Raw genomic sequence first — 14,688 nt, 5'->3', positions numbered from 1 at the left:
GTTCCGGACGCGGTCGCTCACGCGGCCACCCGCTCGGCACTCGCCGCGGTGATGCCCCTGGTGGAAGCGATCACGTTCTTCAGCTTCTTGGAGAGCGCCTCATAGAACATGCTCAGGGGAAACTCGTCCGGAAGCACGTCGTCCACCAGTTTCCTCGGCGGCAGCGTCAGGTCGAGGGCGTCGGGACCCTTGGCCCAGCGGGACCCCGGGTGCGGGGCGAGGTACTGGGAGACCAGGTCGTACGCGGCGAACCAGTGGACCAGTTTCGGACGGTCGATACCGGCCCGGTAGAGGTCCTCGATCTCGGCGCAGAGCTGGTTGGTGACCTGGGGGGCGCGGTCCCAGTCGATGTGCAGCTTGTTGTCCGTCCAGCGCACGACGTCGTGCTTGTGCAGGTAGGCGAAGAGCAGCTGCCCGCCGAGGCCGTCGTAGTTGCGGACGCGGTCACCCGTCACGGGGAAGCGGAACATCCGGTCGAACAGGACCGCGTACTGCACGTCACGACCCTGCGGGAAACCGTCGGCCTCCAGCTTCACGGCCTCCTTGAAGGCGGTGAGGTCGCAGCGCAGCTCCTCCAGGCCGTACATCCAGAACGGCTGGCGCTGCTTGATCATGAAGGGGTCGAAGGGCAGGTCGCCGTGGCTGTGGGTGCGGTCGTGCACCATGTCCCACAGGACGAAGGCCTGCTCACAGCGCGCCTGGTCGCCGACCATCTCTCGGATGCCGTCGGGCAGTTCGAGGCCGAGCGTGTCGACGGCGGCTTCGGTGACCCTGCGGAAGCGGGCGGCCTCGCGGTCGCAGAAGATGCCGCCCCAGCTGAAGCGCTCCGGGGCCTCGCGCACGGCGATGGTCTCGGGGAAGAGGACCGCCGAGTTGGTGTCGTAGCCGGCTGTGAAGTCCTCGAACTTGATGCCGCAGAACAGCGGGTTGTCGTAGCGGGTGCGCTCCAGCTCGGCCAGCCAGTCGGGCCAGACCATGCGCAGGACGACCGCTTCGAAGTTGCGGTCCGGGTTGCCGTTCTGCGTGTACATCGGGAAGACGACCAGGTGCTCGAGGCCGTCCTCGCGGCGGGCCGCGGGCTGGAAGGCCAGGAGCGAGTCGAGGAAGTCGGGCACCCGGAAGCCGCCGTCCGCCCAGCGGTGCAGGTCCTTGACGAGCGCCGCGTGGTACTCGGAGTCGTGCGGGACCAGCGGCGACAGCTCCTGGACGGCGTCCACGACACGGCGCACGGCCAGATCGGCGTCGGCCGGATCCGGCGCGGTCTCGGCGTCGAAGTCGATCGACCCGTCCTTGGACTGCCATGGCCGGATCCGTTCCACGGCATCCTTGAGCACGGGCCAGGCCGGGTGGCTCACCACCCTGCTCAGGGGAGGAACCTGCTCCTCCGCACCCACCTGCACAAGCATTTCCGTCATGACCCATCCTCCACGGGAGAACCTCGCGTATGGACACCGTATGCGGGAGGCCCTCTCCGCCACAAGTGAAGATCTCCGGAGATTATTCTGCCTGCCTACATCTTCACCGCTATTTTTCCTGCGATCCACCGTGACGGCGAATACTTCCGCCGTCGGCTGGGTAGCCGTCGAAGTTCGGTCAACCCGTGGGGGACTCGCCCACGCAGGGGTGAGGCGGACGGGCCCGGCGAGGCCCGTTCACACGGCTGAGAGGGCTCATTCCCGGCCACCAAAGCGGGTCCGGCACCGGGCGGGGCCACTAGGCTGCGGCCTTGCCGCGTGGCCACGGGACCACGGCACGCGGCAACCGAGCCGCCGTCGACGGAAGCGGAGTCACCCCCTTGAACTTCCTCACCATCGGTCATCGCGGAATCATGGGTGTCGAGCCCGAGAACACCCTCCGTTCCTTCATCGCCGCCCAGCAGGCGGGCCTCGACCTGATCGAGCTGGATCTGCACCTGAGCAAGGACGGCGCGCTCGTCGTCATGCACGACGCCGACGTGGACCGGACGACCGACGGTTCGGGACCGATCGCCGAGAAGACCCTCGCCGAGCTCCGCGTGCTGGACGCGGGCCGCGGTGAGCGCATCCCCGTGTTCGAGGAGGTCCTGGACGCCGTCACGGCCCCGCTCCAGGCCGAGATCAAGGACGTGGCCGCGGCCCGGGCGCTCGCCGAGGTCATGAACCGGCGCGACCTCGTCGGCAGGGTCGAGGTCCTGTCGTTCCACGACGAGGCCGTCGCCGAGATCGCGCGACTCGTCCCCGGCGTCCGTACGGCGCTGGTCGCCAGCCGCTATGGCATCGATGTCGTCGAGCGGGCGACCGCGGCCGGCGCCACGAGTCTCGTGCTGAACATCCGCCGGCTGACCCTGGAGATCGTCGAGCGCGCGCGCAAGGCGGACCTGCGGATCATCGGCTGGGTCGTGAACACCCAGGACCAGCTGCGCCTGGTGCGTGCGCTGGGGCTGGACGGCGCCACCACCGACTACCCGGAGATCAAGCGCACCGGCCGCTTCACGGCGTAACGATTATGCGAGCGGCTTCACCAGAAGCTCGAATCGCAGGTCGTCGCGCTGCGGCACGCCGAACCGCTCGTCGCCGTACGGGAAGGGAGTCATCTCTCCCGTACGGCGGTAGCCGCGCCGCTCGTACCAGGCGATGAGGTCCTCGCGTACGGAGATCACGGTCATGTGCATCTCCTCGGCTCCCCAGACCTCGCCGGCGAACCGCTCGGCCTCGGCGATGATCGTTTTGCCGAAGCCCGCTCCCTGCAGCGCGGGGCTGACCGCGAACATCCCGAAGTAGGCGTGCGTGCCGCGGTGTTCGAGCTGGCAGCACGCGATCACCCTGCCGTCGCGCTCGACGGCCAGCAGGCGGCTGTCCGGCGACTTGATGACCGCGAGGACGCCCTCCGGGTCCGTCCGCTGCCCCTCCAGGATGTCCGCCTCGGTGGTCCAGCCGGTGCGGCTGGAGTCCCCCCGGTACGCCGACTCGATCAGCGCGACGATGGCGTCCACGTCGGCGTCGACAGCGTCACGGAAGGTCAGTCCGTCGTGGGCGGTGTCCATGGAGCGGTTCTCCGATCTCGGGCGCGGCTCGGGCATGGACGAGGGTAACGCTCCCACTGGGCCCTGTCGGGCCTAGGGTCGGGACGCATGGTGTATGTACTGAGCAGCCGGACCTTGCTCCGCCCTGCCGATCCCGAACGTTCCCGTGTCTTCTACGGCGAGAAGCTGGGGCTGCCCGTCTACCGCGAGTTCGGTACGGGGCCCGAGCGCGGCACCGTCTACTTCCTCGGCGGCGGCTTCCTGGAGATCTCCGGGCGCTCCGGGGAACCGCCCTCCCCCGCCCTGAAGCTGTGGCTCCAGGTCGCCGACGTGGCGGCGGCGTACGAGGAGCTGGTGGCCGCCGGTGTCGAGGTGCTCCGGCCACCGGTGAAGGAGCCGTGGGGGCTCGTCGAGATGTGGTTCGCGGACCCGGACGGGACGCAGATCGTCATGTGCGAGGTACCGGAGGACCACCCCCTGAGGTACCGCCCGTGAGGCTCCTGGCCGCGGGGTTCAGCCGGCGGCCGTGCTCTGGGTCAGCGCCTCGCGGAGCCAGGAGTCCGCGCCTCCGAGGGTGAGACCGGGCGTCAGCTCCCCCGCGAGCTGCCAGTAGCGGGACATGACCGGGTGGTCCTCCGCGGCGAGACGGACGGTGAGGGTCCGGCGGAAGTCCGGACTGTCGCGGGTGCCGCAGGCGCGGGCGTGGGCGGCCACGTAGCAGTCCAGTGCCTCGCCCGGGCCGGGGTCGCGGTCGGCCCGCAGGGCGGCTTCCACCAGCCGGTGAGCCTCGTACAGGCCGCCGTAGAGCAGGTCCGGGTGGGCGACCGCGGCCGGCCGGTGGGACACGAGGCAGTGGTCGGTGGCGGCCTTCGCCAGCGCATGGATGCGGGCGAAGGCGAGGACCTGGCCCGGAGTGGGGTCGGCGGAGGGCTGCGGGACGGCCGCATCGGTGACGGCCGTGCGGAGGCGGGCGGAGAGCCGCACCGGCAGCAGGCGGCGCCAGTAGTGCGCGAGGGCGGCGGTGCTGGGCGGGACGCTGACCGCCCCGATCAGTTCCAGGCGCTCCGCGAGCTGCTCCGGGGCGCCGTCCTGGAGTGCCCGCAGCGCGGCCTCTCGCCAGCGCAGGGCGGCGAGTTCGGCGCCGAGGTCCTCCAGCCGGCGCGCGACGACGTCCTCCAGGGTGTCCCCGCGGTCGAGGACCCGACCGATCTCGGGGACGGGCACACCGAGCGAGCGCAGTGCGCGGATCATGCGCAGCCGGGCCGGCGCCCCGGGGCCGTATCGGCGGTGCCCTCCGGCGCTGCGCGAGGCCTCCGGCAGCAGGCCCCGGTCGGAATAGAAGCGGACGGTCTTGACCGTCGTCCCCGCCCGCGCGGCGAGTTCGCCGATGCTCAGGGTGCTGTCCGGTGGCAAGGGTTGAACCTCCCTCAGGGGGAGTTCCTAGGTTACCCACGACCGACCCTGCCCCTGGAGGTACTCATGTCCACGTTCGTCCTGGTCTCCGGCCCGTTCACCGACGGGCGGCTCTGGAGCGAGGTGGCCCTGCGGCTGCGGGAGTCGGGCGCCGGAGCGCACCCGGTGACGCTCAGCCGGCAGCCCGAGGCCGACCTGGAGACGCACGTCGAGGACGTGGTCCGGCTGATCGACTCCCTGGAGCCGTGCGGCGACCTGGTCCTGGTGGGCCACGACTACGCGATCCATCCCGTGCTGGGCGCCGCGGACCGCCGCCCTGAGCGGGTCGCGCGGATCGTGCACCTGGACGCCGGGATGCCTCAGGACGGTGATACGGCACTGGCCCTCGTACCGGACCAGACCGTGCACGAACTCCTGCGTACGGAGGACGGTTCGGCGCTGGTGCCGCCACCGGGGCCCGACCAGTGGCAGCGGTGGGGCAGCACGGAGGGGTTGTCGGCCCAGCAGCTGGAACTGCTGAGCGGGCTGGCCGCCCCGCAGCCGTCCCGCACGCTGACCCGGCCCCTGCGGCTGACCGGCGCCGGCGCGGCCGTCCCGACCAGCGGAGTCCTGTGCACGGCGGGAGGGACGACCGTGGACCTGGTCGAGGCGCTGGTGCGTACCGGTCCGCCGCAGTTCCGGAAGCTGGCCGATCCGCGGGTGGGTTTCTTCGAACTGGCCACCGGGCACTGGCCGATGCTGTCGTGCCCCGACGAACTGGCCGAGGTACTGCTGCGCGCGGCCGCGGGCGAGGGGCGGCGGCTGACCGTACCCGAGGACGAGTCGCCGTTCCTCGGGTCCTTCCTGCTCGACGCTCCGGAGCGGCGGCGGGTGCGCAACGGGCGGGTGGACCTGCACCTGCCGGAATCCGGTGAGGCTCAAGGGCCCTGGCCCGCGGTGCTGTTCGTGCACGGGGGCCCGGTGCCGCCGGACCTCGTCCCGACGCCCCGCGACGCGCCGTTCTACCTCGGCTACGCCCGCTGCACCGCGGGCCTCGGCGCGGTGGGCGCCGTCGTGGACCACCGCCTGCACGGCCTCACCGACTACGCGCGGGCCGCGGACGACATCGCCGAGGCGCTCGAACTGCTGCGGGCGGACCCCCGCGTGGACGCGCGGCGCATCGCCCTGTGGATCTTCTCCGGCGCCGGACCGCTCGCCGCGGACTGGATCGCCGCCCCGCCCCCGTGGCTGCGCTGTCTGGCCCTCACCTACCCGATCCTCGCCCCGCTGCCGGGCTGGGGCGCCATCGGCCCCCGCTTCCACCCGGTCCCCGCGCTGCGGGCGGACGACGCGGCGCCGCCGCCGCTCGTGCTCACCCGGGCGGGCCTGGAGACCCCGCAGATCGCCGCCACGGTGGAGGAGTTCACGACCGCGGCGCAGGAGACGAAGACCCCTGTCGAGATCATCGACGTCCCGCGCGGCCGGCACGGCTTCGAGATCCACGAACCGACGGACGAGTCCCGCGACGCCGTGTCACGGGCCATGCGCACGGTCCTCGCACACCTGACGCGACCGTCGTGACGCACGCGTACCCGCCGACCGCCGCTGCGGCACCTGTCTCCGGGGAGCAAAGCGCCGCGGGAGGGCCTGGCGCACGCCCAGCGCGCTCCGCCGTCGGCCGCCCGGTCGTTCAGCCGCCCGGGTCGGACCTGCGGCGGGTCAGTCCTTGCACAGGCAGAACGGGTGACCGGCCGGGTCGGCGTACACGCGGAAGCCTCGGCTTCCGCCGTCGTCGTCGAGGTCGAGCGGGGTGGCGCCCAGGGCCAGTACCTGGGCCTCGGCCGCGTCGATGTCCGGCACGGTGAAGTCCAGGTGGAGCTGCTGGGAGTTGCCGTCTGCGCGCGGCCAGTCGGGTGGGCGGTGGCCGGACGCCCGCTGGAAGGAGATGCGGTGGCCGCCGGGGGCGTGGAGGTCGTACCAGTCGTCGTCGTACTGCTTGACCTCGCCTCCGAGCACGCCGGCGTAGAACTCCGCGAGGGCGGGTGGGTCCTGGCAGTCCAGGGCTACGAGGCAGTACGTGGCGATGGGCATGATCGTCCTTTCGGCAGGCCGCTCACAGGTCCTTCAGCGCGGGCAGCAGCTTCTTCTCGGCCCAGTCCAGGAAGGGGAACTGGTGGTCGCCGCCGACCTGGACGAGCGCGACCTCGGTGAATCCCGCGGTGACGTAGGGGCGGACGGCCTCGACGAAGGCGTCGACGTCGTTGCCGCACGGGACGCTCTGCGCGACGTCCTCGGGGCGGACGTGCTGGGTGGCCGTGTCGAAGCTCGCCGGTCCGGGCAGTTCGGAGTTCACCGGCCAGCCGCCGAGCGCCCAGCGGAACTGCTCGTGCGCCCGCGCCACCGCCGCGTCCTTGTCGGGGTCGTAACAGACGGGCAGCTGGCCCACCTTGGGCTTGCCGCTGCCGCCGTGCCGGTCGAACGAGCCGATCAGTTCGGCCTTCGGTTCGGTGGCGATGACCAGATCGGCGAGCCGGCCCGCGAGGGCGCAGGAGCGCTCTCCGGAGACGGCGACACCGATGGGGGGCGGCTCGTCCGGCAGGTCGAAGAGCCGGGCGTTCTCCACGTCGAAGTGAGGGCCGTGATGGTTGACGTTCTTGCCCTCGAACAGCGCGCGGATGATCTCGATGGCCTCTTCCAGCATTTCGAGGCGTACGTGCGCGGCGGGCCAGCCGCCGCCCACCACGTGCTCGTTGAGGTTCTCCCCGGAACCGAGCCCGAGCCGGAATCGCCCTTCGGCGAGCAACTGGGTGGTGGCGGCCTTCTGGGCGACGACCGCCGGGTGGTAGCGGGTCGTCGGGCAGGTCACGTACGTCATGAGGGGGATCGTGGAGGTGGCCTGCGCGGCGGCGCCGAGAACGCTCCACGCGTACGGCGCGTGTCCCTGCTCCTCAAGCCAGGGGAAGTAGTGGTCGGACGTGACAGAGAAGTCGAATCCGGCCTGTTCGGCGGCCACCACGTGCTGTACGAGGTCACGGGGGCCGGCCTGTTCGGTCATCATCGTGTATCCGATTTGCACCATGTGTTCCTAGTAGCCGGTCGGTGGTACCCGAAACGTTTCCCCCGTGAGCGGCACCCGAGTGCCCAGCCCTCGGCGGTCCAGTCAGCGGCACGGGCACGGTTCTCGGCCGGAACGTTGTGCCCGGTGGCTTCAGGCAGGGTGGCCGGCGTCGATGTGGATCACGTCGCTCAGGCGCAGCGGTTCCCCCGCGTGCGCACCGCCCCCGGACGCGACCGGGCTCAGCAGGAAGCCCACATGGTCACCGGCGTCCGTGAGCCCTTCCACCCGTCCCACGAACCAGGCCGGCACCCCGTCCAGCACGGGGACACCGCCCGGACCGGGAGCCCAGGGCGCGCGGGCGAACTTGTCGAAGCGGCGCCCGCTCTCGTCGACACCGTCGCCCGTCTCGCCTCCGAACAGCTCCGCCAGGGCGTACTGGTCGCGGCCGAGCAGATGCACGCCGAGCAACCGGGCCGACGCCGCCACCCTGAAGGTGCGGTTGGCCTTCGACAGCCACACCATGAAGCGGGTGGGTCCGATCGAGCACTGCGAGGCGAAGCCCACCAGACAACCCGCCCGCTCCCCGCCGGCCTCCACCGTCACCACGTACACCGGATGGTCGAGCCGCTCGAGGAACGGCTCCATGGATCCCGCCGCCCACGCCACCTCTTCAGACCCCATTGATTCCTTCCCGCTCCTTGGTGGAACCACGAACCACATGCGCGAGACCGACAAGACGGCACTGATCGTCATCGACATGATCAACACATACGACCACGAGGATGCCGAACACCTGCTCCCGTCGGCGCGTGAGGCCCTGCCCCGGGTCGTACACCTTCTGGAGCGGGCCCGGGAGCAGGACGTTCCGGTGATCTACGTCAACGACAACTTCGGCGAGTGGCGTTCCCATCACGGCGAGATCCTGGAGACCGCGCTCGCGGGTCCGCACGCCGACCTGGTGGAGCCGATCCGTCCCGACGACAGGTCGCTGTTCGTCGTGAAGGCACGCCATTCCATCTTCTTCGAGACGCCGCTCGGCTACCTGCTGGGGCAGCTCGGGGTCGGCCATGTCGTGATGTGCGGCCAGGTGACCGAACAGTGCGTGCTGTACTCGGCGCTCGACGCGCACATCCGTCACCTCAGGGTCACCGTCCCCGCCGACGCGGTCGCCCACATCCACGCGGATCTCGCGGAGGCCGCGCTGCGGATGATGGAGCGGAACATGGCGGTGGAGATCCGTACGGCCGCGACGGCGCGACTCTGACCCGTCCCGCACGACCGAGGCCGACGACCCGCCGGCCTCAGTGACGGCCGAGACCGCCGCTGCCGAATCCCCCGCTGCTGTTCCGGCTCCACAGGCGCCGCTTCTGGTTCCGGGCGCGCCGCGTGGACACGTTGCCCGCGGAACCCAGTTCGTGCGGAGTGAGGGCCTTGCCGCCGCGCGGCATCTCGTCGGGTTCGCGCATCTCGCTGACCTCGTGGACCGCGCCCGTCTCGGGCAGCCGCGGCTGGTCCTCGGGCCGCGGCGGACCGGGTTCTCCGCGGCGCATCCGCACGCCCCACCACACCACGACGACCAGCATCGCCGTGATCAGAAGTCCCACCACAAGGGGTCCCACCACGAAGGGCTCCGAATCGGCCATGACTTCGTGCGGGATCACCGCGTCCCTGCCAGAGATCTGCATAAAGGGCGAGTACCCCGACAGAACGACCCAAACAGGGCACCTTCGGCGTTCGGGCCGATTCACCCCGAAGACCCCGCGCCCCCGGCATGCCGAGGGCGCCCGAGGGTACGGAGAGGGGATGCGAATGGGTGTACTCGACGTCGGGTCCAACACGGTACGGCTGGTCATCGCGGAGACGGACGGAGCCGTTCCGCTTCCGGTGCACACCGCCAAGCGCCGGCTGAGGCTCTCGGCGCACGTCGAGCCGGGGGGCCGGCTGCCGGACGAACAGGTGGACCGGCTGGTGGAGGCGGTGAAGGACGCCCGCGAAGAGGGACGACGCTGGGGGGTGACCCGGCCCTTCGCCTTCGCCACGGCCATCGTGCGGGACGCCCCGAACCGCCCCGAGGTCCTCGAGCGGGTCACCGCGGAGGCCGGGGTTCCGCTGCACGTGCTGCCCGGTGAAGTGGAGGCGGAGCTGACGTTCCTGGCCGCCCGGCGCTGGATGGGCTGGCGCGCGGGGCCACTGGCCCTGCTGGACATCGGGGGCGGCACGCTGGAGGTGGCCTTCGGCCGGAGCAAACTGCCCGACTTCGCGATCTCGCTGCCGCTGGGGGCCAACCGGCTGACCCGTGAGTTCTTCCGCGGCCAGGACCCGCCGTCGCCGCACCGGACCAGGCTGCTGCGCCGGCATGTGCGCCACCAGCTGCGGGACGTCGCGGCCCGCATCCGGTGGGAGGCTCCGCGGACGACGGTCGTGTCCTCGCGGATGTTCCAGCAGCTGGGCCGGCTGTGCGGGGCGGCCCCCGGGCGGTCCGGCCCCTTCACCCCCCGGGGCATGGCCCGCTCCGACCTCGGCAGGGCCGTGGAGCAGCTGGCGGCGTTGCCGGCCACCGAACGAGCCCTGCTGCCGGGTGTCTCCCTCGCGCGTTCCGGTCAGTCCCTGGCCGGAGCGATCGTCGCGCACACCACGATGAAGCTGATGGGCATCGACGAGGTGACCATCTGTCCCTGGGCCCTGCGCGAAGGGGTGCTGCTGCGCTGCATCGAGGACGGCAGCTCCGACTGGTGGGACGAGTACGGCGTGCGGGCCCAGGAGACCATGGCGCCGCCGGTGCTCCGCCCCCTGCGCGCGGCCGAGGCGGCGACGGCTGCCGCCGTCGCGTCCTCGGCCCACCGCCCGGGCTGACGGGCGTGGTGCCCCTCACCGGACACGGGTGCCGACGGGGCACCCCGTCGGCACCCGGAGCGCTGCCTACGGTGAGGTGCAGGCCGTCCCGTTGAGGGTGAAGGCCGTGGGTGCGGTGTTGCCGCCGGACCAGGAGCCGTTGAAGCCGAACGTGGCGCTCGCGCCCGGTGCGATCGCCGCGTTGTAGCCGGCGTCGGCGGCGGTGACGGCCGCGCCGGACTGGGTGAGCGTCGCGTTCCAGGCCTGGGTGACGCGTTGCCCCGCGGGCCAGCTCCACGCCAGTTTCCAGCCGTTGACGGCGGTGGTGCTCGTGTTCTTGACCGTCACCTGCGCGGTGAAGCCGGTGTTCCACTGGCTCTGCACGGCGTACGTGACCGCGCAGGCTCCTGTCGGCGGGTTCGTACCGCCGTCGGTCCAGCCGAGGGCCTCCGCGATGCCGTAGTAGGCGGGCTTCGGGCGGAAGTTCTCGTCGTACGGAGTCGCCGCCCCGTAGCCGGTGAACACGTCCGGGATCCATGAGTCGGAGTCGGTGAAGCCCCAGACGGTGACGCCCTCGCAGCGCGCCACGGCGAGGCAGGCGCCTGTGACGGCCTTGTACTCGGCCTTCTGCTGGGTGAGTTGGGCACTGGTGGGCGGAGTCGTCATCCGGATGTCGAGCTCGGTGATGGCCACGTCCACGCCGAGGTCGGCGAACCGCTGGATGTTGGCCTGCAGCGTGGAGGGCACCTGTCCGAGGATCAGGTGGGCCTGCAGACCCACGCCGTCGATCGGGACGCCCTGCTCCTTGAGGGACTTGACGAGGTTGTAGAGGGCGGTGCTCTTCGCGTTGACGCCCTCGACGTTGTAGTCGTTCACGTACAGCTTGGCCGCCGGGTCGGCGGCGCGGGCCGCCCGCAGGGACTCGGCGATGTACGAGTCGCCGATCGCCGTCTGGAACACGGACTGGCGGCGCGTCCCGTCCTCGTTGAACGGCTCGTTGACGACGTCCCAGTGGTCGATGCGTCCCTTGTAGCGGCCGGCCTCGGCGGCGATGTGGTCGGTCATCACGGTCCGCAGGGTGCCGGCGGTCCAGCTGCCGTTGCTGACCCAGTCGGGCAGCTGGCTGTGCCAGACGAGGGTGTGGCCGCGGACCTTCTGGCCGTGGGCCTCGGCGTAGTCGACGACGGCGTCGGCGCCGGACCAGTTGTAGGTGCCGCGGGTCGGTTCGACCGAGCCCCACTTCATCTCGTTGCCGGGGGTGATGGAGTCGAACTGCTCGCCGACGACCGCTCCGTAGGTGCCGCTCAGCTTGGAGGCCGTGACGGCCGTTCCGTAGTAGATGCCCTTGGCGGCGGCGAGGTCCCGCAGCACGGGTTCGGCGGCGGCCTGCCGGACCGGGCCCGCCTGTCCCGGACCGGCGGCGGCGTGACCGGAGGTGGCTCCCCCGATCAGGAGCGAGGCCGCGGCCAGGATCACGGACGCGGCTCTGCGTAAGCTCTGGGGCTTCATGGACGTCCCTCTCATGATGGCTTCACGTCGCTCCCGGAATTTCCGGAAGACCTCTGCAAAGTTTCGAGAGTGCGTCCGGAACGGTAGAGGCGCACGTGGTAACCGTCAACGGAGGTGGGGCAGTTGACCGTGGGGGACGCCGGAGACAGCGGGACGCGGACGGGCCGGGGGAAGGTCACGATCACGGAGATCGCACGGGAGGCCGGAGTCTCCGTACCGACCGTGTCGCGGGTGGTGAACGGCAGGTCCGACGTGGCTCCGCGGACCCGCGCGCGAGTGGAGGACCTGCTGCACCGGCACGGCTACCGCAGGCGGCCGGCCGGATCGCGGGACCGCGCCGCGCTGATCGACCTCGTCTTCAACGACCTCGACAGCCCCTGGGCGGTGGAGATCATCCGGGGTGTGGAGGAGGTGGCGCACGCGGCGGGCGTCGGGACGGTCGTATCCGCGATCCACGGGCGCTCGGGGGACGCCCGCCAGTGGATGACGAATCTGCGGGCGCGCGCCTCCGACGGCGTCGTCCTGGTCACGTCCGTCCTGGAGCCCGTCCTTCACGACGAGTTGCGCCGTCTGGGTGTACCGCTGGTGGTGGTCGATCCGGCGGGCTCCCCCGCCCTGGACGCGCCCACGGTGGGCGCCACGAACTGGGCGGGCGGGATGGCCGCCACCGAGCATCTGCTGCGGCTCGGCCACCGCAGGATCGGCTTCGTCGCGGGCCCGCCCCGGCTGCTCTGCTCGCGGGCCCGCCTGGACGGCTACCGGGCGGCACTGGACCGGGCCGGGATCGCGGTCGACGAGTCGCTGATCGTGCCCGGGGACTTCTACCAGGAGTCCGGGTTCACCGGCTGCACCGCCCTCCTCGATCTCGCCGAACCGCCCACCGCTCTCTTCGCCGCGAGCGACCAGATGGCGATGGGCGCCGTCGAGGCGCTGCGACGGCGCGGGGCGCGCGTCCCGGAGGACATGAGCGTGGTGGGTTTCGACGACCTTCCGGAAGTCCGCTGGTCCGCTCCGCCGCTCACGACGGTCCGCCAGCCCCTCGCCGAGATGGGCAAGCTCGCGGCCCGTACGGTCCTGAGGCTCACCCGGGGCGAGCAGCTCGACTCGCCCCGGGTGGAGCTGGCCACCGAACTGGTCGTACGGTCCAGCACGGCGCCGGCGCCCACCGGACCGTAGGACGTGCCGGGGCTCGGCCGTCCGGTGGACGCGAGGCGGGCGACCCGGGCGACCCGGGCAGGGGCCCACAAGTCGGCGTGCGGTGCGGCGGGGATGGGCCCCTCGCAGGTCAGACGCGCGGCCCGCGCAGCCGGCCCTCGAGCTGGACGAGCAGGTCGCCGAGCAGAGCGGCCAGTTCGCCCTGTCTGATGCGGTCGACTCCGGACAGGACCACTGTCTCGTACGAGAGCTGTGCGGGAAGGATGCCGTCGACGAGGGCGCGTCCGGCGTCCGTGAGGCGGACATGGGCGACGCGCCGGTCGCGGGTGTCGCCGCGGCGCTCGACGAGCCCACGTTCGGTTAGCTGCTTGAGCCGTTTGGTGACGGCGGCCCCGGAGGAGAAGGTCTCCCGGGCCAGCTCACCGGGTGTCAGTTCGAGACCCGTGCGGCGCAGGGCGCCGAGAAGGTCGAACTCGGGGCGCGTGAGTCCGGCGTGCCGCAGGGGCGCGTCCTCGGCCTGCTGGAGGAGCGCGGCACAGCGGTTGATGCGGCCGATGATCTCCATGGGGCCGGTGTCGAGGTCGGGGTGGACCGCCTGCCACTGCCGGACCACCGCCGCGAGCGTGTCGCCCGCGGCCGGGCCCCCGGCGGCATCCCCCTGTGTCCCCCCACCGGCGGCGCCGACACCGGCCGCCCTTCCCCCGTTCGCTGCCGTCATGCCCGTGCGCCCTCCAGAAGGTGCGGTCCCTGCCGTCGTACCGTCGCCGCGAGCGTACGGTGTCCGGCCTGCTCGGCCAGCATCACCCGTTCCTCCGGCAGGGCGCGCTGCCACCATTCGCCGGCCGCCGCGTCGGCGGTGGCACGCAGTTCGACGAGCGCGGCGGCCAGGCGACGGCGGGCGGACTCCAGTGCGGCGGGGCCGGGGCGCTCGGCGGCGATCAGCCGCTCCGCGTGCGCGCGAGCGCGGTCCGCGGTGTCGAGAGCGTCCTCGATACGGTCCCCCGCACGCCGGTTGGTGACGGCGACCGCGGCGGCGAATCCGACGAACGCGCCGACCAGCGTGTCCACGAGCCGGTCCGTCATCAGCCCGCCGGGCTCCTGGAAGCCCGTGAACTCGGTGATCAGCAGCGCCATCGGGGTCACGCAGACACTGCCGAGCCAGTAGTTGCGGCTGATCAGGGCCTCCGCGCCGAAGTTGAAGGCGAGGCAGCACAGGACCAGGGCTGCGGGCCCGAGGTGGGCGAGCGGGGCGACGGCCGCGAAGAGGAGGACGCCCACGAGGTTGCCGACGACGCGCTGCACTCCCCGGCTCCAGGTCAGGGTGATGTTCGCCTGATAGAGCGCGGCGGCGGTGACGAGGGCCCAGTACGGACGGCCGACGCCGAGCGCCAGCGACACGTGACCGGCGAGGGCGCAGCCGAGCGCGGTGCGCAGGGCGAGCGGCAGGAGGGGGCGCAGCCTGCTGGTCGGCCGGGCCTGTCCGGCGGCCAGTTCGATCTCCACGCCGAGCAGTTCGTCGGCGGCCGGTCCCGGTGCGGGGCGGGGTACGGGCTTCGTGCCGCGCAGGTCGCGCGCCCAGGAGCGCAGGCGGGCGGGGTCCGTGTCGCCCGGGGCGGCGAGTGCGATCTCGGCCCGCACGACGAGCCGTTCGAGGGAGCGGCGCGGTTCCGGGCGCGAACCGGCGGCGAGGAGCGGCTGCCAGGCGGCGTGCACGGCGGCCGCGGCGGCGGCCCGGGCCCTC

The 14,688-nt window shown here is 72.0% G+C and carries 16 protein-coding genes; 6 read left to right on the top strand and 10 right to left on the bottom strand.

Translation table 11 applies throughout. The features are described from left to right. Positions 1 to 17: 17 nt before the first annotated feature. A complete protein-coding gene (locus tag KUF83_RS25955; RefSeq protein ID WP_217457348.1) occupies positions 18 to 1,415 on the bottom strand; it encodes a DUF6421 family protein in 1,398 nt (465 codons plus the stop codon). A 380-nt stretch (positions 1,416 to 1,795) separates the two neighbouring features. Between KUF83_RS25955 and KUF83_RS25950 the strand changes: the two genes are divergently transcribed. Further along, entirely contained in the window at positions 1,796 to 2,479 is a 684-nt protein-coding gene (locus KUF83_RS25950) for a glycerophosphodiester phosphodiesterase family protein (protein ID WP_217457347.1), read from the top strand. A 3-nt stretch (positions 2,480 to 2,482) separates the two neighbouring features. Here KUF83_RS25950 and KUF83_RS25945 read toward each other — a convergent pair whose 3' ends face one another. Further along, on the bottom strand, positions 2,483 to 3,022 hold the full coding sequence (locus KUF83_RS25945; RefSeq protein ID WP_217457621.1) for a GNAT family N-acetyltransferase: 540 nt from the start codon (positions 3,020 to 3,022) through the stop codon (positions 2,483 to 2,485). Between the two features lie 87 nt (positions 3,023 to 3,109). Here KUF83_RS25945 and KUF83_RS25940 point away from each other — a divergent pair, with 87 nt between their 5' ends. Then, the gene (locus KUF83_RS25940) at positions 3,110 to 3,496 is read left to right on the top strand and encodes a VOC family protein (protein WP_217457346.1); all 387 of its coding nucleotides are present in this window, start codon (positions 3,110 to 3,112) and stop codon (positions 3,494 to 3,496) included. 18 nt (positions 3,497 to 3,514) lie between these two features. On the opposite strand, the gene KUF83_RS25935 is transcribed toward KUF83_RS25940, so the two are convergent. Continuing rightward, on the bottom strand, positions 3,515 to 4,414 hold the full coding sequence (locus tag KUF83_RS25935; protein ID WP_217457345.1) for a MerR family transcriptional regulator: 900 nt from the start codon (positions 4,412 to 4,414) through the stop codon (positions 3,515 to 3,517). Between the two features lie 66 nt (positions 4,415 to 4,480). On the opposite strand from KUF83_RS25935, the gene KUF83_RS25930 reads away from it, so the two are divergent. Beyond that, positions 4,481 to 5,974 (top strand): alpha/beta hydrolase, encoded by a 1,494-nt coding sequence (locus tag KUF83_RS25930; RefSeq protein WP_217457344.1) that lies wholly within the window; start codon positions 4,481 to 4,483, stop codon positions 5,972 to 5,974. A gap of 138 nt (positions 5,975 to 6,112) precedes the next feature. Here KUF83_RS25930 and KUF83_RS25925 read toward each other — a convergent pair whose 3' ends face one another. The 3 genes from KUF83_RS25925 to KUF83_RS25915 all read right to left on the bottom strand — a co-directional run bounded on the left by KUF83_RS25925 (position 6,113) and on the right by KUF83_RS25915 (position 8,132). Next, a complete protein-coding gene (locus KUF83_RS25925) occupies positions 6,113 to 6,484 on the bottom strand; it encodes a VOC family protein (protein ID WP_217457343.1) in 372 nt (123 codons plus the stop codon). A gap of 22 nt (positions 6,485 to 6,506) precedes the next feature. Continuing rightward, on the bottom strand, positions 6,507 to 7,472 hold the full coding sequence (locus KUF83_RS25920; RefSeq protein ID WP_217457342.1) for an LLM class F420-dependent oxidoreductase: 966 nt from the start codon (positions 7,470 to 7,472) through the stop codon (positions 6,507 to 6,509). Positions 7,473 to 7,601: 129 nt separating this feature from the next. Further along, on the bottom strand, positions 7,602 to 8,132 hold the full coding sequence (locus KUF83_RS25915) for a flavin reductase family protein (RefSeq protein WP_254644391.1): 531 nt from the start codon (positions 8,130 to 8,132) through the stop codon (positions 7,602 to 7,604). Between the two features lie 37 nt (positions 8,133 to 8,169). Between KUF83_RS25915 and KUF83_RS25910 the strand changes: the two genes are divergently transcribed. Beyond that, positions 8,170 to 8,715 carry a cysteine hydrolase family protein gene (locus KUF83_RS25910; protein ID WP_217457341.1) on the top strand — a complete coding sequence of 182 codons (546 nt, stop codon included), beginning with the start codon at positions 8,170 to 8,172 and terminating at the stop codon, positions 8,713 to 8,715. 37 nt (positions 8,716 to 8,752) lie between these two features. Here the strand turns inward: KUF83_RS25910 and KUF83_RS25905 are convergent, their stop codons facing one another. Next, positions 8,753 to 9,136, bottom strand: a complete 384-nt coding sequence (locus KUF83_RS25905; protein ID WP_254644390.1) for a DUF6479 family protein — start codon at positions 9,134 to 9,136, stop codon at positions 8,753 to 8,755. Between the two features lie 118 nt (positions 9,137 to 9,254). Between KUF83_RS25905 and KUF83_RS25900 the strand changes: the two genes are divergently transcribed. Then, positions 9,255 to 10,304, top strand: a complete 1,050-nt coding sequence (locus tag KUF83_RS25900; RefSeq protein WP_217457340.1) for a Ppx/GppA family phosphatase — start codon at positions 9,255 to 9,257, stop codon at positions 10,302 to 10,304. 66 nt (positions 10,305 to 10,370) lie between these two features. Here the strand turns inward: KUF83_RS25900 and KUF83_RS25895 are convergent, their stop codons facing one another. After that, a complete protein-coding gene (locus KUF83_RS25895; protein ID WP_254644389.1) occupies positions 10,371 to 11,792 on the bottom strand; it encodes an endo-1,4-beta-xylanase in 1,422 nt (473 codons plus the stop codon). 123 nt (positions 11,793 to 11,915) lie between these two features. On the opposite strand from KUF83_RS25895, the gene KUF83_RS25890 reads away from it, so the two are divergent. Beyond that, positions 11,916 to 12,968: a LacI family DNA-binding transcriptional regulator gene (locus KUF83_RS25890; protein WP_254644410.1), complete on the top strand. Its 1,053-nt coding sequence runs from the start codon at positions 11,916 to 11,918 to the stop codon at positions 12,966 to 12,968. 109 nt (positions 12,969 to 13,077) lie between these two features. On the opposite strand, the gene KUF83_RS25885 is transcribed toward KUF83_RS25890, so the two are convergent. Both KUF83_RS25885 and KUF83_RS25880 read right to left on the bottom strand, forming a co-directional pair. Then, complete coding sequence (locus KUF83_RS25885) at positions 13,078 to 13,665, bottom strand: MarR family winged helix-turn-helix transcriptional regulator (RefSeq protein ID WP_217457337.1); 588 nt, start codon at positions 13,663 to 13,665, stop codon at positions 13,078 to 13,080. After that, positions 13,662 to 14,688 (bottom strand): FUSC family protein (locus KUF83_RS25880; RefSeq protein ID WP_217457336.1); only part of this gene is annotated, 1,027 nt, incomplete at its 5' end. The genes KUF83_RS25885 and KUF83_RS25880, both read right to left, overlap by 4 nt.

This window comes from Streptomyces sp. BV286 (genome assembly GCF_019090165.1).
Classification (GTDB): Bacteria; Actinomycetota; Actinomycetes; order Streptomycetales; family Streptomycetaceae; genus Streptomyces.
Note: the sequence above shows the minus strand (reverse complement) of the source record. Positions and strands in the feature narration are given on the sequence as shown.

Excerpts from the sequence above, each read along its gene's own strand:
- KUF83_RS25955 (WP_217457348.1), bottom strand. The coding sequence starts at position 1,415 with ATGACGGAAATGCTTGTGCAGGTGGGTGCGGAGGAGCAGGTTCCTCCC.
- KUF83_RS25945 (WP_217457621.1), bottom strand. The coding sequence starts at position 3,022 with ATGGACACCGCCCACGACGGACTGACCTTCCGTGACGCTGTCGACGCC.
- KUF83_RS25940 (WP_217457346.1), top strand. The coding sequence starts at position 3,110 with ATGGTGTATGTACTGAGCAGCCGGACCTTGCTCCGCCCTGCCGATCCC.
- KUF83_RS25930 (WP_217457344.1), top strand. The coding sequence starts at position 4,481 with ATGTCCACGTTCGTCCTGGTCTCCGGCCCGTTCACCGACGGGCGGCTC.
- KUF83_RS25925 (WP_217457343.1), bottom strand. The coding sequence starts at position 6,484 with ATGCCCATCGCCACGTACTGCCTCGTAGCCCTGGACTGCCAGGACCCA.
- KUF83_RS25920 (WP_217457342.1), bottom strand. The coding sequence starts at position 7,472 with ATGGTGCAAATCGGATACACGATGATGACCGAACAGGCCGGCCCCCGT.
- KUF83_RS25915 (WP_254644391.1), bottom strand. The coding sequence starts at position 8,132 with ATGGGGTCTGAAGAGGTGGCGTGGGCGGCGGGATCCATGGAGCCGTTC.
- KUF83_RS25910 (WP_217457341.1), top strand. The coding sequence starts at position 8,170 with ATGCGCGAGACCGACAAGACGGCACTGATCGTCATCGACATGATCAAC.
- KUF83_RS25905 (WP_254644390.1), bottom strand. The coding sequence starts at position 9,136 with ATGCAGATCTCTGGCAGGGACGCGGTGATCCCGCACGAAGTCATGGCC.
- KUF83_RS25900 (WP_217457340.1), top strand. The coding sequence starts at position 9,255 with ATGCGAATGGGTGTACTCGACGTCGGGTCCAACACGGTACGGCTGGTC.
- KUF83_RS25895 (WP_254644389.1), bottom strand. The coding sequence starts at position 11,792 with ATGAAGCCCCAGAGCTTACGCAGAGCCGCGTCCGTGATCCTGGCCGCG.
- KUF83_RS25885 (WP_217457337.1), bottom strand. The coding sequence starts at position 13,665 with ATGACGGCAGCGAACGGGGGAAGGGCGGCCGGTGTCGGCGCCGCCGGT.